Annotated in this window: 15 protein-coding genes; 5 read left to right on the forward strand and 10 right to left on the reverse strand. The window is 48.8% G+C overall.

From position 1 onward, the window contains the following. Positions 1–4: 4 nt before the first annotated feature. The 7 genes from purB to PFJ30894_RS11855 all read right to left on the reverse strand — a co-directional run bounded on the left by purB (position 5) and on the right by PFJ30894_RS11855 (position 7,955). Positions 5–1,297, reverse strand: coding sequence for an adenylosuccinate lyase (gene purB, locus PFJ30894_RS01555; RefSeq protein ID WP_021717751.1), 1,293 nt, complete (start codon positions 1,295–1,297; stop codon positions 5–7). 245 nt (positions 1,298–1,542) lie between these two features. Continuing rightward, positions 1,543–1,803 carry an Imm17 family immunity protein gene (locus PFJ30894_RS01560; protein ID WP_021717752.1) on the reverse strand — a complete coding sequence of 87 codons (261 nt, stop codon included), beginning with the start codon at positions 1,801–1,803 and terminating at the stop codon, positions 1,543–1,545. Between the two features lie 36 nt (positions 1,804–1,839). Further along, on the reverse strand, positions 1,840–3,195 hold the full coding sequence (gene dnaB, locus PFJ30894_RS01565; RefSeq protein WP_021717753.1) for a replicative DNA helicase: 1,356 nt from the start codon (positions 3,193–3,195) through the stop codon (positions 1,840–1,842). A gap of 19 nt (positions 3,196–3,214) precedes the next feature. Further along, positions 3,215–3,661 (reverse strand): 50S ribosomal protein L9, encoded by a 447-nt coding sequence (gene rplI, locus PFJ30894_RS01570; RefSeq protein WP_021717754.1) that lies wholly within the window; start codon positions 3,659–3,661, stop codon positions 3,215–3,217. After that, on the reverse strand, positions 3,633–5,684 hold the full coding sequence (locus tag PFJ30894_RS01575) for a DHH family phosphoesterase (protein ID WP_021717755.1): 2,052 nt from the start codon (positions 5,682–5,684) through the stop codon (positions 3,633–3,635). The genes rplI and PFJ30894_RS01575 overlap by 29 nt, the downstream gene beginning before the upstream one ends. A 15-nt stretch (positions 5,685–5,699) precedes the next feature. After that, positions 5,700–6,665, reverse strand: a complete 966-nt coding sequence (locus PFJ30894_RS01580; RefSeq protein ID WP_125668852.1) for a YybS family protein — start codon at positions 6,663–6,665, stop codon at positions 5,700–5,702. Between the two features lie 126 nt (positions 6,666–6,791). Continuing rightward, a complete protein-coding gene (locus PFJ30894_RS11855; RefSeq protein WP_197714964.1) occupies positions 6,792–7,955 on the reverse strand; it encodes a hypothetical protein in 1,164 nt (387 codons plus the stop codon). 402 nt (positions 7,956–8,357) lie between these two features. Between PFJ30894_RS11855 and PFJ30894_RS01590 the strand changes: the two genes are divergently transcribed. The 5 genes from PFJ30894_RS01590 (at position 8,358) to PFJ30894_RS01610 (ending at position 13,098) form a co-directional block, all read left to right on the forward strand. Beyond that, a complete protein-coding gene (locus tag PFJ30894_RS01590; RefSeq protein ID WP_021717758.1) occupies positions 8,358–8,744 on the forward strand; it encodes a cobalamin B12-binding domain-containing protein in 387 nt (128 codons plus the stop codon). Positions 8,745–8,841: 97 nt separating this feature from the next. Further along, positions 8,842–10,341, forward strand: coding sequence for a methylmalonyl-CoA decarboxylase subunit alpha (gene mmdA, locus PFJ30894_RS01595; protein ID WP_125669912.1), 1,500 nt, complete (start codon positions 8,842–8,844; stop codon positions 10,339–10,341). A 195-nt stretch (positions 10,342–10,536) separates the two neighbouring features. After that, on the forward strand, positions 10,537–11,805 hold the full coding sequence (locus PFJ30894_RS01600; RefSeq protein ID WP_021717760.1) for an SLC13 family permease: 1,269 nt from the start codon (positions 10,537–10,539) through the stop codon (positions 11,803–11,805). Between the two features lie 111 nt (positions 11,806–11,916). Then, positions 11,917–12,882 (forward strand): tRNA glutamyl-Q(34) synthetase GluQRS, encoded by a 966-nt coding sequence (gene gluQRS / locus PFJ30894_RS01605; RefSeq protein WP_125668853.1) that lies wholly within the window; start codon positions 11,917–11,919, stop codon positions 12,880–12,882. Between the two features lie 12 nt (positions 12,883–12,894). Continuing rightward, positions 12,895–13,098: a hypothetical protein gene (locus PFJ30894_RS01610; protein WP_125668854.1), complete on the forward strand. Its 204-nt coding sequence runs from the start codon at positions 12,895–12,897 to the stop codon at positions 13,096–13,098. A 31-nt stretch (positions 13,099–13,129) separates the two neighbouring features. On the opposite strand, the gene PFJ30894_RS01615 is transcribed toward PFJ30894_RS01610, so the two are convergent. Genes PFJ30894_RS01615 through PFJ30894_RS01625 form a run of 3 tightly spaced genes read right to left on the reverse strand, consistent with a single transcriptional unit; the run spans position 13,130 to position 15,830 of the window. Further along, complete coding sequence (locus PFJ30894_RS01615; RefSeq protein WP_125668855.1) at positions 13,130–13,945, reverse strand: PHP domain-containing protein; 816 nt, start codon at positions 13,943–13,945, stop codon at positions 13,130–13,132. Next, on the reverse strand, positions 13,945–14,637 hold the full coding sequence (locus PFJ30894_RS01620) for a phosphonate C-P lyase system protein PhnL (RefSeq protein ID WP_113077903.1): 693 nt from the start codon (positions 14,635–14,637) through the stop codon (positions 13,945–13,947). The genes PFJ30894_RS01615 and PFJ30894_RS01620 overlap by 1 nt, the downstream gene beginning before the upstream one ends. 8 nt (positions 14,638–14,645) lie before the next feature. Then, positions 14,646–15,830, reverse strand: a complete 1,185-nt coding sequence (locus tag PFJ30894_RS01625) for an alpha-D-ribose 1-methylphosphonate 5-triphosphate diphosphatase (RefSeq protein ID WP_021717765.1) — start codon at positions 15,828–15,830, stop codon at positions 14,646–14,648. Positions 15,831–15,854: the final 24 nt, after the last annotated feature.

The raw sequence follows: 15,854 nt of genomic DNA on the forward strand, positions 1-15,854 counted from the left end.
TAAATCATAATCCGAAGCGGGACATAATCAAATCTACATGACGCAGCATGGGTTTAGGATCGAAGCAAGCTTCGATTTCTTCTTTGGAGAGATATTTTTGGATATCCGCATCCATTTCCACGTTGGTCTTAAAATCAGCGCCTTCAAGCCAGCGGGCCATAGCGTTGCGCTGCACCCATTTATAAGCGTCTTCACGCAGCACGCCCTTGCTGACCAGTGCGATCAGCAGATTCTGGCTGAAGATCAGGCCGCCGGTTTTGTTCAGGTTCGCCATCATCGCTTCCGGATAAACCAGCAGCTTGTCGACGATACCGGTAAATTTACGCAGCATATGATCCAGCGCGATAGTAGCATCCGGTAAAATCACACGTTCCACAGAAGAGTGGGAAATATCGCGTTCGTGCCACAAAGCGACATCTTCCAGCGCAGCAACGGCATACCCTCTCAGCAAACGCGCCATACCGGAGATTTTTTCGCAGGTGATGGGATTACGTTTATGCGGCATCGCCGAGGAGCCTTTTTGCCCGGGAGCAAAATATTCTTCAGCTTCACGAATGTCCGTACGCTGCAGATTACGGATTTCCGTAGCCATTTTATCAAGAGAAGAACCAATGATCGCCAAAGTAGTCAGAAAATCGGCATGGCGGTCGCGCTGAATGACCTGGGTAGCCAGACGGGCAGCCTTGATACCTAATTTTTCACAAACATATTCTTCAATAAACGGGTCAATATTGGAGTAAGTGCCGACTGCGCCCGAAAGCTTACCGACCGCAATAAAATCACGCGCCTGCTTCAACCGTTCGATATTGCGCTCTGTCTCATCCATCCACAGCGCAAACTTCAGCCCGAAGGTCATCGGTTCGGCATGGATGCCATGAGTACGACCGATCATAATCGTATGCTTGTGTTCAGCGGCACGGCGTTTCAGGACAGCATGGAATTTTTCCAGATGACTCAGTAAAAGGTCGGCAGACTGTTTCATCATCACACCCAAAGCGGTGTCCTTGACATCGCTGGAGGTCAGGCCTTTATGGATGTATTTGGAAGCATCGCCCACATATTCGGCCACATTGGTCAGAAAAGCAATGATGTCATGGTTGGTGACAGCTTCGATTTCTTTGATGCGTTCGATGCGGAAATCAGCTTTAGTCTGAATATCCTTCAATGCGTCATCAGGAACGATGCCCAGTTTGTTCATCGCCTCGCAGGCCAGAATTTCTACCTGCAGCATTGTTCGGAATTCGTTTTCCAAAGTCCAGATATGACCCATCTCGGGATGAGTATAACGTTCGATCATTTTTTTGTTTCCCCCCGTAAAATCGGTGTTTTTTGCAATAAGAATAGGAAGAAGGCCTGCTTGCGTTCTTCCTCTCTTATAAATAAACTTTTTTATCCTCTCATATCATAACATTTTCAGTTCTTCACTGCAATACTACTGAACATTTTTTGCAAATTTATTTAAAACATTCGCAAAATAAACAACAGCGTGAAAACCTGTTATCACAGGCGTTCACGCTGTTTTTCTTTAAAGCGCTCCATTATTTATGACAAAAATAAAAATACCAGACCACACAAAATAATGACCAGTCCACTGATACCCATCAGAAAACGATACCCCTGATCGCCGAAAAAATCATGTACCAGCGTATCAAAGGCAAACGGGCGCACCCGCCTGTGGTCAAATTCGCAGACCCAACGCCAGTTTAAAAGCGCGCCGATAAAAATCAGCAGGCCGCAGCCGATGATAGTAAACTGCCAATGCTTCTGCAAAAAAGCCATCAGCTGCTCCATCCATATTTCCACGCGCCGCCTCCTTCTCATCTGCTCACAGGTCTGAGTTTACTCCTTACGCTTACTGAGTCCCACAAATTTGGTATATTGTTTGTGGAAGAACAGATTGACCGTATCGACAGGGCCGTTACGGTGCTTAGCGATAATCAGTTCGGTAATATTTTTATTCTCCGTTTCCGGATTATAGTAATCTTCACGATATAAAAAGGCTACGATATCCGCATCCTGCTCCAAAGAACCAGACTCACGCAGGTCAGACAGCATCGGACGTTTGACCTGACGCGCTTCGACGCTGCGGCTCAGCTGCGATAAAGCAATGACCGGAACATCAAGCTCACGGGCCAGCGCTTTCAACGAACGTGAGATCTCTGAAACCTCCTGCTGCCGGTCACCGCTGTTGTTCTTTTTACCGCTGCCCTGCATCAGCTGCAGATAATCGACTACGATCAGATCAAGACCGTGTTCGGCTTTCAGCCGGCGGGCGCGCGACCTCATATCCATGGCAGTGATACCTGCTGTATCGTCGATATAGATATTAGCACTGGAAAGCGTATCTGCCGTATTGATGAGCATCGCCCAATCTTCATCACGCAGCTCGCCGATACGCAGCCGCTGCGAATCAATGTTGGCTTCGGCGCAGAGCATACGCTGTACAAGCTGCTCCTTGCTCATTTCCAAGCTGAAAAAAGCAACTGTTTTCGGAGCTCCGCCAACCTTTTTGGCAGCTCGGATCGCCACATTCTGTACCACATTGAGCGCAAAAGCAGTTTTACCCATGGAAGGACGGGCCGCAAGGATGATAAAATCACTGCCATGCAGGCCGGAGGTCAGATTATCAAGATCTTCAAAGCCTGTAGGCAGTCCGGTAAGACCATTCTTATTGCCCATCAGCGCTTCGATACTCTTAAAAGAATCAAGAACGATCTCATTGATCGGCGTAAAATCAGCTGTCTTCTTCCGGTTGGAAATCTCCAGAATCTTGCTTTCAGCACTGTCGATGATGTTTTTCACATCATCATTAGCCTCATAACCCATCGAAGCGATCTGCGTCGATACGGAAACCAGCTGACGCAGAATCGATTTTTCTTCAATAATGCTCGCATGATAGGTTACGTTGGCCGCAGTCGGCACAGCATTAGCCAGCGAAGTGACATAAGCGATACCGCCCACATCCTCCAGCTTGTTGTCACGCTTCAGAATCTCCGTCACCGTGATCATATCCACAGCTTCGTTCTTATTGTAAAGCTCCAGCATAGCGTTAAAAATGACGCGGTGCGCCTCACGGTAAAAATCAGTATCCCGCAGGATCTCCATGACCTTGGGGATAGCCTCTTTCTCGATCAGCATCGCGCCCAGCACTGACTGCTCGGCTTCTATATTTTGCGGTGGTACTCTGTCCTGCATAACCTTCCCTGTCTTTCGCTTATTCCGCTTCAACTACTACGGCAAATTCCGCAGCAATCTCAGGGTGCAGTTTAGCTACAGCTGTATAATTGCCTAAACCCTTAACAGGTGTTTTCAGTTCTATCTTCCGGCGGTCGATATCCAGCTTGGTCTGTTCGATCAATGCTTCCGCCACGTCTTTAGACGCAACCGAGCCGAACATTTTCCCATTATCACCGACACGTACCTTCAAGGTAACGGTCACTTTTTCGATCTGAGCTGCCAGAACGGTAGCTTCATCTTTTTTCTGCGCGGCACGACGGGCAGCATTGGCCTGATCCTGCTTGGCCTGATTTAAATTAGCCGCACTGGCTTCTTTCGCTAATTTGCGAGGCAGCAGATAGTTGCGGCCATAACCTTCGGCCGTTTCTACGATATCGCCTTTTTTACCTAAACTTTTAATATCTTGCAGTAAGATCACTTTCATTGTTATCAATCTCCTCTAACTGTTTTTTTGCCAAAGAGATGATCTGCGGCATGATATCCACAGCCCTCTTATTGTCAAGCTGTACGCCGGCCACAGTCTGATGACCGCCGCCGCCCAGCTCTTCCATAATGATCTGTACGTTGACCGTACCGTCGCTGCGGGCACTGATGCCCAGCGAACCGTCAACATATTCCACAATAACGACACTGACATAAATACCGCTGATGGCAACCATCGTGTCGGCAGTCTGAGCCGCTATGACTGATGATTTCGCTTCTTTGGGAGCCTGTTCATAAACGGAAACGATCAGTCCCGGTTCCGGGCTTTCTGCTTCGGCAATCAGCCGCGAACGGATCTGGAAGGTTTCCATATCGTCCTTGAACAGCTGCCTTACCACAGTCGGGTCAGCCCCGCTGCGGCGCAGTAAAGCTGCCGCTTCAAAGGTGCGCTCACCGGTCTGTACGGCAAAATTTTTCGTATCGACAACGATGCCCGCATAAAGCGCGGTCGCTTCGCCTTTAGTAAATTCCAGACGGTCATTAAAATAGCCTACAAGCTCCGTCACCAGTTCGCTGGTCGAGGAAGAAGAAGGCTCCATATATTGCAGCACCGTTTCTTTGATGGCGTCTTCCGCACGGCGATGATGGTCGATAATGATCCGTTTCGGGATCGCTTCCATAACCTCTTTGCTTGCGCACAGCATCGGCCGGTGATGGTCGACCAGAAACAGCAGGCTGCCGGGCGTAATATGGGCCATTGCCTCCGGTCCTTCCAGCATCAGTTCCAGGTACTGTTCATCATCCTGGATCAGCTTCAGTTCATCACGCTGCAGCATTTCCTTGATCTTATCCAGTGCGTCAGTTTCGCCGCTGACAACGATATAAGTTTCCTTCTGCAGTGACAGCGCCATTTTCGCTACACCGATAGCACTACCGATCGAATCAAAGTCCTCCATCATATGCCCCATAACGAAAACCTTATCTGCGGCAATGATCTGTTCATGGATCGTATGCGCTACGATACGTGCGCGCACGCGTGTACTTTTAGCAGTTACGGTAGTCGTGCCGCCAAAGAACTGTGTCCCGCCGTCTACGGCTACGACCACCTGGTCGCCTCCGCGCCCCAGCGCCAGATCCAATGCTTTGACTGCGTTCTGGCTCAGTTCTTCCAGATTGTCGCCTTCGCAGGCAATACCAATGCTCACTGTCGGAGTGATCTTATTGCCGACATGGATCTCACGTACACTGTCTAAAACGGGGAATTTCTGCTCCATTAAATCACGCAGGACCGCCTGATTAAAACCAATCAGACACAATTCTTTATTAGAACGGCTGATAAAGCCGTTTTCTTCCTCGGCCCACTTGCTCAGTACTTCATTGACCTCGCCGCTGATATTGGCGCGGGTCGTTTCGCTCATACCCTTCATCACGTCTTCATAATTATCAAACCTGACGTAGGCCAGACACAGCTTCTCATTATCATATTTCTGGCGCAGCAGCTCAAAATCAGTCACGTCGCTCAGATAAACCATCAGGCCCGTGCCTTTTTTCTCACCTTTTTCCGATGTCTGCACCCGGCAATGCTTCAAATTATAGTAGCGGTCCTCGATCTGGATCAGGCGTTCGCCGTCCTTCACGCTCAGCGTGTCGAACGCATTGGCCGGCAGCGGCAGAACATCTTCCGGACGTTTGCCCTCCAGATTTTTAGTACCCACATATTTACTGAACAGCTCATTTTTCCACTGCAATTTACCGTCTTTGGCAAAAACAGCCATCCCGATATCCAGATTCTGAACGGCATGATGATTAGTACGCTCAATATTACGCACTACCGTATCCAGATAGCTGTTAAAGCGTACTTCCTTACTGCGCAGACTTTTTTTGTTGTAATAATACAGCAGGCCGATCAGCAGAATACATACCGGTATCCATAACGGTTCGTAAAAACCGATAATGAACGTCAGAAAAACGATCAGTATCAGCGGTATGATATCACTGCGCGAATCCCAAATTTTGTTAAACATATACTCGCCTCATCTCTATGCGCGCTTGGAAGTCCTTTTCCCGCTGAGATTACGGAAATCAAATACCAGGTCAAACGCGCCCACAAACACAATAATCTGAGAAAATATCTGGACAAAAAACAACAGTGCCACCGATACAGTTCCCCACCATTTCGGTTTATTGTTTTTTTCCAGCCACCAATAGATCAAAGCAATACCCTGCAATACAAAGAAAACACTGGTTATCACCTGCAGATTAACTGAGATATGGTACATCAGGCTTTCCGGATACTGAACATAATAGGAAACCATCAGCAGCGAAATACCATAAGGCCACAGCAGCCAGCCAGGTACGTTCCATTGCGTAAAAGGAGGAAACTCCTCAAAAGCAGCTCCCAGCTTACTCAAAATTTTACGTGCGGCCAGATAATTGACAAAGGCAATAATCGGAGCGCACAGGAAAAAAGCTCCCGGCATGATCAGTCGCATCATCCGAAGCATCTCGGCATTGCTTTTAACGGCTGCGTCGATCTCGGTCTGGCTCATTCCCATGGACTGGTAATAGCCTACGCTCTCACGGGCAGCCTCTTCCAATGAAGTAAACATCATATCGACCGGCTGGATACCCATGATATACAGCGCAATCAAAAAACTGGCACCGATAGAAATCAGGCAGGCCACCGAGCTGATCAGCATCAGCTTGAAAGGCTTATACCCGCGGCGCATACACTCGCCCAAGGTCAGCCCCACTAAACCAAAAGCAGCCAGCAGCGAAAAAGCATGCAGCGGGCTGATCAGAACTGCTACGGCAATATCAGCTACTATCAGCGTCATAACGCTCCAGCGCAGTCCGTTGCGCATACCGCAGATAGCGATAGGCAGGGGCCATAAAAAATTGATAAAGCTGCCGATGACCGGCACATACATGCTGATAATAGCAAAAACTATGGCGATAGCGGCCAAAATGCCCGCTTCTACCATGGCAGAAGTTTTACGAATCACTTAATTTCCTCCTTCGTAGCTATACATACATATATATAGCTAGGTATGTATATTCTACACCGAAAACGGCAAAAACGCAAAAAATAAGTGGCGCTGCCCAAAGCAGCGTCACCTTATAAAACGGTTTTATTTCCATTCAGTTTTAGCTTTTACCAGAACGCCATCGGCCTGAGGCACCAGCTCAACCAAATGTACTACATCGAACAGTGAACGATCCAGGACTTTTTTCTGCTGCAGCCTGCTTTGCTGCAGCGCAGCCGTAAAATCGACACTGATACTGCCCTGCTCATACTTGGTCGTAACACTATCCGCATCGATATCAACCCTGTCGATCACCAGATCTACGATAGCCATGATCAGTTTGCTCCCCATCAGCTCCACTACCAGCTGCGCAAAATCATTGTCTGCGACTGCAAAATCGACCAGCTTCAGCCTTGTAAAAGCAGCTTCGGCATCGACATTAAACACCTCGACCTGCAGCAGCAGCTCCAAAGTGCCGTGCGTTGTATGCTGCAGCTCCAGCCGCAGCAGATCAGGCTCGGCATAAGCCAGAGACTGTAATGTAAATTCGCTGCCGGCCAGGCTTTGACGCACATAATCCACGATTTCATCATAAGGGACTACCAGACCGCCCTGGCTCAGCTGCTCCCATTTCTGCGCCGAGAACCACAGCTGCCCCTTATCTTTCAACGGCCGCAGTCTTTCACTGACCGTTGCGATTTTTTCTGATAAAACCGTTTCCGCCCGATCAGCATGTTTTTCTATTTTAGAAAACAAATTTCCTGATTTGTTTCGCAAAGCTTCCTTCAGCTCACGCAATTCAAAACGTTTGCTTTCATCGCCCAAAGGCGTGTCTTTGCAATCCATTTTTTCAAAATCTTCACTGTGCTTCATTCCCTCTTTACGGGCGCTTTCATAAACTTCCCGGAATTCAGCAATATCTTCGGGACGCCCGGCCTTAATCCAGGCATTAGCGGCCTTGCCTACAGCATAAGTCACCGATACACCTACCGGCACCTGGATCGGAGCTATTGGAATCAACGTTACCAGTGTCTGACCGACAAAAGTCGCCCCCAGTGAAGTCAAAAGTCCCAAAACAGCACTTTCTTCCAGCTTTACTCCGCGCAGCTCGCCCAGGCGCATAATCATATAGACCTCGTTAGCCATCAAAGCCATTGTTCCCACCAAAGGCGCAACTACAATCACACCGGCACGGGCTGCTCCCCAGCGGCAGATCTTTTCAGCTTCCCACTCTATATCGACAGGCTGTAATTCTTTTTCTTCGGTCATGGTATCACCTCTTTGCGATTCTTCCTGCTGTTATAATTCGCTTTTGCGTCAACTTATCCTGCAATGTTACTAAAATATCACAAAGCCGCTATTTGTAAATTTTCATTAAAATATTATCCAATTATAATATTTTTTGATATCTGGATATATAAAAACAACCAACTTTACTGGATAGAATATCTATCAGGCTGCCCTCTGAATGGTTTTAGACAGTTTTTATAATCATCCGGTCCTTTAACCATTTATTTTTTATTGTTACTTATCAATTTCGACCCGTTCACCTAACAAACATCCATATTTTTCAAACAAATATCCAGCTTATATAATTAGGTTAAATAAACTCAGGCAGATATTTATTGCCGCTTAAATCAAAAAACTATATTTTATTGAGGAGTGTTGTAAATGAAAATTCGTGTTTTAGTAGCTAAACCAGGCCTTGACGGACATGACCGCGGCGCCAAAGTCGTCGCCCGCGCCTTACGTGACGCAGGCTTTGAAGTTATTTATACCGGGATCAGGCTGACCCCGGAACAAATCGCTGAAGCAGCTCTTCAGGATGATGTCAAGGTCGTCGCCCTGAGCCTGCTTTCCGGAGCACATAACACCCTGTTCCCAAAAGTGGTCGAATTAATGCGGGCCAAAGGTTTAAACGATGTACTGGTTATCGGCGGCGGCGTTATCCCTGATACTGATATTCCCGGTTTAAAAGCCGCCGGTGTAGCCGAAGTCTTTACCCCAGGTACTCCTACCGGTAATATCGTCGATTTTATCAACGCCAATACCCACTGACCGCAGCCGGTAAAACAGTTCTCTTAAATCACACTGGCTTTAACAGCCAACCATTCAGGAGGTGTTTCCCTTGTCAACCCAGGTAAAAATAGAAAAAATGCTGCAGAAAACAGCTGTAGTTTTAGCGGCAGGCGGGGAAAAACGTATCGCCAAACAGCACGCAGCCGGTAAAATGACAGCACGGGAAAGGATCGCCTCACTGCTGGACGAAAACTCCTTTGTTGAATTAGACCGTTTCGTCAAACACCGCTGTACTGATTTCGGCCAGTCCCAAAAGGCGCTGCCCGGCGAAGGAGTCACAACCGGCTATGGTACTGTTTCCGGCCGTCTGGTCTACGTTTTTGCCCAGGATTTTACAGTCGAAGGCGGTTCCTTAGGCGAAATGCACGCCGCAAAAATCGTCAAAGTCCAGCGCCTGGCTCTGAAAATGGGTGCGCCGCTTGTCGGACTTAACGATTCCGGCGGAGCACGTATTCAGGAAGCTGTCGATGCCATGTCCGGCTATGGCAAGATTTTTTTCAATAATACTCTGGCCTCGGGAGTAATCCCGCAGATCTCGGCCATTATGGGACCTTCAGCCGGCGGCGCAGTCTACAGTCCGGCACTGACAGACTTTATTTATATGGTCAGAAACACCTCTAAAATGTTCATCACCGGCCCAGCAGTTGTTCAAGCCGTCACCGGCGAAGATGTGACCCAGGAACAATTAGGCGGCGCCATGACCCATAACGGTACTTCCGGCGTAGCGCATTTTGCCGCTGAAAATGATAGCGACTGTCTGCGGCAAATCCGTTATCTTCTCAGCTTTCTGCCTTCAAATAATCTGGAAGCGGCGCCTGTCGTCGACACAGGAGATGCTCCACAGCGGATCGACGCCAGACTGAATACCCTGCTGCCGGACAATTCCAATCAGGCCTACGATATGAAAACCGTTATCACATCAATTGTTGACAACGGCGAATTTTATGAATCACAACAATACTGGGCTGCAAATATCATCACCTGTTTTGCCCGTATGGACGGACAGACTGTTGGGATCATTGCCAACCAGCCTAAAATCATGGCAGGCTGCCTTGATATCAACGCCTCTGATAAAGCGGCACGCTTTATCCGTTTCTGCGATGCCTTCAATATCCCCCTGCTGAATCTGGTAGATGTTCCCGGGTTCCTGCCGGGCTGTAATCAGGAATACGGCGGTATTATCCGCCACGGAGCCAAAATGCTGTATGCTTATTCCGAAGCTACTGTACCCAAGATCACAGTCATTACCCGTAAAGCCTACGGCGGTTCATACATCGCCATGTGCTCACAGGACCTCCGTGCCGATCAGGTCATAGCCTGGCCAACTGCGGAGGTAGCAGTAATGGGTCCTGCCGGTGCAGCTAATATCATTTTCAAAAACGACCCTGATGTAAAAGCCAAAACTGAGGAATACATCGACAACTTTGCCACACCATATCAGGCTGCGATGCGAGGTATGGTCGATCTGGTCATCGAACCGCAGAACACCCGTCCCACTGTCATCAACGCCCTGCAAATGCTGCAGAGCAAACGCGAGACCCGCCCTGCGAAACGTCACGGAAATATTCCTTTATAGTCAGCTGTACATCCTTTGAAAATAAAATAGCTTCGTTTGTAAACCGCAAAATAATGTCCTTTAACAGGTAACCTCATACACCTTTAAGCGGCACATTATCTTTGCGGTATTTTTTACCCATAAATTGTCCTGCTGTACTGTCTATTGCCAGCTTCAGCAAGACTGTTATTTTCTGGAGAGAAGGAGTTGATAATCATGACCCCGGACGTACAATTTTTATTACTGCTTGCTGTTATTGCTTTACTTTTCATTACCGAACTGATTCCGCTTGCCGTCACATCGATCGGCGGCGCCGTTGCCTGCGGCCTGTTAGGCTTCATCACACCCAAAGCCGTCTTTTCCGGCCTTTCCAATTCTTCAGTACTCCTATTTGCCGGCATGTTCGTCGTCGGTGCAGCAATGTTCCATACCGGGCTGGCGCAGAACATCGGGAAAAAAGTAGTCTCGGTATTCGGTACCAGCGAAAAAAGCCTGATGCTGGGTATCATGATCATCGGCGCTGTCCTGTCAGGTTTTTTGTCTAATACCGGCACGACGGCCTGCCTGATGCCTGTTGTACTGGGCATCTGCTCCGCTGCCAGGCTTCCGGCTTCCAGGCAGCTGCTGCCGCTGGCATTCGGCATCGCTTTCGGAGGCATCTTCACTATTATCGGTACACCGCCGAACCTGATCGCTTCCAACGCTTTAGTCGAAGCAGGTTTCAGGCCTTTTGGCTTTTTTGAATTTGCCTGGGTCGGTATTCCTATCGCTATCGCCGGCACCCTGTACATGATGTTCATCGGCTACCGTTTTCTTCCTAAAGTCAATGCGGCCGCCGATATAGAAATCGAACAGGAATTCGACGTCAGTAATGACAATCCTCAAAAACAGCTTATTTCCGGTCTGATCCTTTTAGGCGTAGTCATCGTTATGGCTTTGAACCTGAAATTCATTACCCTGGAAATGGCGGCTGTTATCGGCGCGCTCGTCGCCGTATTGACCGGCTGCCTGACTGAAAAGCAAGCTTATGCCAGCATCGACTGGGTTTCAATCTTCCTGTTCGCCGGTATGATCTCCGTTTCATCGGCCATGGATAAAACCGGTGCCGGCAAACTGCTGGCTAAATTCTGCGTCGACCTGCTCGGCGGCACGCCTTCACCCTTATTCGTAGCCGCATTGTTATTTTTAGTATCCAGCTTTTTGACACAATTTATGTCCAACACAGCAACAGCAACATTACTCTGCCCCATCGGAGTTGCTATTGCCCAACAGATAGGTGCTTCACCTCACGCCGTCGTCATGTCGATCACCATCGGCATCGCCTGCGCCTATGCCACTCCTGTCGGTACACCGCCTAACACACTGGTTTTAGGACCTGGCGGCTATCGTTTCATGGATTATGTTAAAGTTGGCACTCCTTTGATTTTCGTAAGTTTTATCGTTTCCATGATCGTTATCCCTATCGTCTGGCCTTTCTTTAAATAAACTTTCACAGCACCTGTTCAGCAGCAGGTGCTGTTTATTTTATAGCAAACCTTTTTTTGTCTCCCGCTCCGTGATACAATAATAAAAAAGTCTGAAAGGAGCGGTCGGTTTATGGCAAAAGCCGTCTGCGGGCGCTTTGCCCCTACGCCCAGCGGCAGAATGCACCTCGGCAATGTTTTCTGCGCCCTGCTGGCCTGGCTGTCAGCAAAAAAACAGGGCGGAACCATCACACTGCGTATCGAAGACCTTGACAAGCCCCGCTGCCCTGCCGGCAGCGACATGCTTTTAGAAGATGATCTGCACTGGCTGGGCCTGGAATGGGATACCGGAGGCAGCGCCGGCGGAAAAGATGCACCCTATTATCAAAGCCGCCGTTTTGACATCTATGCCGCCTATTTTGCACAGCTGCAAAAACTGGGACTGACTTACCCCTGCTTTTGCAACCGGGCTGAGCTGCACGCCGCCCAGGCACCGCATCTAAGTGACGGACGCATTCTATACGCCGGTACCTGCCGCCATTTGACAGCCGAACAGACTGCTGCCAAAGCCCGCACCAAAGACCCGGCACAGCGGCTGCGGCTTCCTGATACTGCTGTCAGCTTTATCGACGGACATTATGGTCCGTATACGCAGAACCTGGCTGCTGAATGCGGCGATATCATCCTGCGGCGCAGCGACGGTGTTTACGCCTATCAACTGGCAGTGGTCGTCGACGATGCCCTGATGGGCATCACGGAAATTGTCCGCGGCTGCGACCTGCTCAGTTCCACACCGCAGCAGCTTTATCTGTACCAGCTGCTGGGCTTTACCCCACCGGCTTTTATTCATGTACCACTGCTGATGGCTGCAGATGGCAGACGTCTTTCCAAACGCGACCGTGATCTGGATCTCGGCTTTCTCCGTCAGCATTTTGTCAGTCCTCAGCCGCTCATCGGCCTCCTTGCCTTCCTGGCCGGACTGCTGCCGGCACCTGAATCAGTCAGTGCCAAAGAACTGCTTCCGTTGTTCAACTGGCAGAAAGTGCCCCATAACAATATCATCGTCAGTGAAAAGCTTTTAAATTTATTTAAACTATAAAGGAGCAACGCTATGCTTTATGTAGTTCTCGCAACCTTTGCCGCCGGTATGGCGACAGAATATTTTTTAGGCAACCGCTGGATAGGTTTTTTCGCAGTCGGCGTACCGGCTTGCCTGTATTTTTTCTATCTGGATTATCAAAAACGTGCGGCCGCAAAAAAAGAAGAAGAAGAAAAGCGTGCCAAACGTAAAGAACGTAAACAACAGCATAAATGATAAAAAGAACGCATTGGATAATGCGTTCTTTTTATTTATCACTGTTATTATTAAATATTATCCGCAGAGCGTTTTCCGTCGCCAGGCAGGAACCAAGCTCACTGCTGCCATCCTCCAGTGTGCCGTGGTAATCGCTGCCGCCGGTAAGAAATAAACCGTATTGAACAGCCATCTGTCTGATAGCTTCTTTATCAGCCTCTGTATTTTTACGGTGTTCCAGCTCAATACCCTTTAAGCCATACCCGACCAGTTCAGGCACAAGCTCAAGATTTTGCTGCTGCCCCGGATGGGCCAATACTGCCAATCCTCCGGCTTCTGTAATCACACGCACGGCAGCGGCAGCATCCAGGTACTCAATATCGAAATCACAATAACCGCCGTTTTTAAATGTTTCATGATAAAAAGTGCCAAACATTTCTTCTACCTGCTCCGTCGCCACCAAATATTCCATAAGATGCTGTTTGTAAATAACGTGTCCGGCCCGTTTCACAAAATTCTGAGGACGGATACGAAAACCATGCTCTGCCAGAAGTGCGATCTGACGCAGGCTATTAGCCTGCCTGCGTTCCAGCAGCGGACGGCAGAAGGCCGTCACTGATCTCGTGTCACGCATGGCATAACCTAAAATATGCGCCTTCCGCTGCTTTTGAAAATCATAGGCCGAAATCTCGATTCCAGGCATCACCTTCAAAGCAGTGACCGGCGGAATATCACCGCAGCGCGGCACCCGGTCATGGTCGGTAATGGCGATATGGGTCAGCCCCCTGCTCACCGCCTGCTGGATCAATTCAATCACCGTAGCGCTGCCGTCAGAATATGCAGAATGTAAGTGCAGATCACCGCGCATCAGGCAAAACTCCCTTCGGACATATTGAAGACCTTATCACAAACGCCTTCCATAAATTCCAGATCATGAAAAATTCCCAGCATACTGGTCTTTTCTTCTTTTAACTGCTGCAGAATATCCTTTACTAAAACTTTAGTCTTATTATCCAGAGACGCCGTTGGTTCGTCCAGCAGCATCAGCCGCGGCCGTTTGACCATAGCGTGCGCCAGATTCAAACGCAGCCTTTCACCTCCGGAAAAGGTCTGCGGATAAATATCCCACAATTCCTCCTGCAAACGAAAATAATCCAGCATTTCCTTAGCACGGCGCTCGGCCTCGCCGGCGGCGACGCCGATCTCCAGCAGTGCCGACATAACATGCTCTTTTGCCGTCGTACGCGGCATCACATTCAGAAACTGAGCCACATAACCGATTTCATAGCGGCGCAGCTGCAGCATCTGCCGCTCGTCGGCCTGAGCCAAATCAATAGGCCCAAAAGCCTGACTGTTATAAACGATCGTACCCTGCAGCGGCAGATAGGTACGGTTGATACATTTAAGAATGCTCGACTTACCGGCACCGGAACGCCCCACTATACCGATAAATTCACCCTCATGCAGCGTGAAACCGATATCGCGGCAGCTCTTGATAGTTTTGCCCAAATTATGCAGATAAAAATTTTTCGTCAGCCCTTCAATGGCAAGTATCTCCATAACTCCTCCTAAACCCTGTATTCCAACTGTGAAATAACCTTGCCGTCAACCAAAGCGTGAGTAATAACAGGATAACCGTCTAAAATCTTGATAATCAGCAGATCGGCCTTTTTTCCCACCGCCAACGAGCCATAATCGTTATCGATACACATCGCTCTGGCCGGATTCAGCGTCAGCTTATTGACGATTTCCGGCAGCGGCACGCCGTGCTGCTTATGCATAATGAAAATACTGTGCAGCATTGCCGCAGGATAATAGTCGGAGCAGAGAATATCGGCGCAGCCTTCCTTGACCGCTTCTGCCGCAGACAGATTGCCGGTATGTGAACCGCCCAGCAGAATATTAGGGGCTCCGACCACTGTAGCCAAACCTAACTGCTGTGCCTGCCTGGCAACGTCGATCGTAATGGGAAATTCACTGATAGCAACGCCCAGCTCCTTATTTACCTGCAGCTTGGCAGCAGTATCGTCATCATGTGACGCTGCGGGGATTCCGTTAGCCCTGGCCAGTTCCGCCAGCTCATGCAGCTGTTCAAAGCTCAGGGTCCGTTTGTTTTTATGATGTTCCAGCACGCCCTCAAACCCCAGCGTTGTTACAGTTTCGCCGTGATAAGCGGTAATAGTTTTGCGGTAAGTCTCGATATTGCGGTACTGCCCCTGCCCGGGCGTATGGTCCATAAACGATATCTCATGCACTGTTTTTTCCCGCAGCATTTTGCTGACGATATCAAACGCTTCCAGATTATCGATCTCGATCCGCAAATGCAGACGATGATGAATAAGGTGATGACGCTCGTGGATATTATTGATCAGCTCAGCCAGCTTCAGCACATTTTTCTTATAGCGCAGCTCCGAAGCCCCAAAATAATCGTCCTGGTAGAGTGATATCGAATGGTAGATCGTTGTGATCCCCTGATTGATCAACTGCCGCTCGATCTCCTTCAGTCCCATCTCGAAATCCATCACGCTGGTAGGACGCGGCTGAATGATCTGTTCGATCTTGTCAGAATGAGTATCGATAAAACCGGGGCAGACATACCTTCCGTGCGCATCGATTTTTTCATCATATTGCCCCAGATCGATAACATCCTCTGCAAGAATATCAATAATACGGTCATTTTCCAACACCAGCACTTTATTTTCCAACACCTCGGCAGGTGTGATCAGTTTACCATTATAAATAGCTGTTTTCATAGTCATCCTTTCCCGCGGCAGCGC

Origin of the sequence: Phascolarctobacterium faecium, assembly GCF_003945365.1 — a bacterium.
GTDB lineage: Bacteria > Bacillota > Negativicutes > Acidaminococcales > Acidaminococcaceae > Phascolarctobacterium > Phascolarctobacterium faecium.

Excerpts from the sequence above, each read along its gene's own strand:
- purB (WP_021717751.1), bottom strand. The coding sequence starts at position 1,297 with ATGATCGAACGTTATACTCATCCCGAGATGGGTCATATCTGGACTTTG.
- dnaB (WP_021717753.1), bottom strand. The coding sequence starts at position 3,195 with ATGCAGGACAGAGTACCACCGCAAAATATAGAAGCCGAGCAGTCAGTG.
- rplI (WP_021717754.1), bottom strand. The coding sequence starts at position 3,661 with ATGAAAGTGATCTTACTGCAAGATATTAAAAGTTTAGGTAAAAAAGGC.
- PFJ30894_RS01575 (WP_021717755.1), bottom strand. The coding sequence starts at position 5,684 with ATGTTTAACAAAATTTGGGATTCGCGCAGTGATATCATACCGCTGATA.
- PFJ30894_RS11855 (WP_197714964.1), bottom strand. The coding sequence starts at position 7,955 with ATGACCGAAGAAAAAGAATTACAGCCTGTCGATATAGAGTGGGAAGCT.
- PFJ30894_RS01590 (WP_021717758.1), top strand. The coding sequence starts at position 8,358 with ATGAAAATTCGTGTTTTAGTAGCTAAACCAGGCCTTGACGGACATGAC.
- mmdA (WP_125669912.1), top strand. The coding sequence starts at position 8,842 with ATGCTGCAGAAAACAGCTGTAGTTTTAGCGGCAGGCGGGGAAAAACGT.
- PFJ30894_RS01600 (WP_021717760.1), top strand. The coding sequence starts at position 10,537 with ATGACCCCGGACGTACAATTTTTATTACTGCTTGCTGTTATTGCTTTA.
- gluQRS (WP_125668853.1), top strand. The coding sequence starts at position 11,917 with ATGGCAAAAGCCGTCTGCGGGCGCTTTGCCCCTACGCCCAGCGGCAGA.
- PFJ30894_RS01610 (WP_125668854.1), top strand. The coding sequence starts at position 12,895 with ATGCTTTATGTAGTTCTCGCAACCTTTGCCGCCGGTATGGCGACAGAA.
- PFJ30894_RS01615 (WP_125668855.1), bottom strand. The coding sequence starts at position 13,945 with ATGCGCGGTGATCTGCACTTACATTCTGCATATTCTGACGGCAGCGCT.
- PFJ30894_RS01620 (WP_113077903.1), bottom strand. The coding sequence starts at position 14,637 with ATGGAGATACTTGCCATTGAAGGGCTGACGAAAAATTTTTATCTGCAT.
- PFJ30894_RS01625 (WP_021717765.1), bottom strand. The coding sequence starts at position 15,830 with ATGAAAACAGCTATTTATAATGGTAAACTGATCACACCTGCCGAGGTG.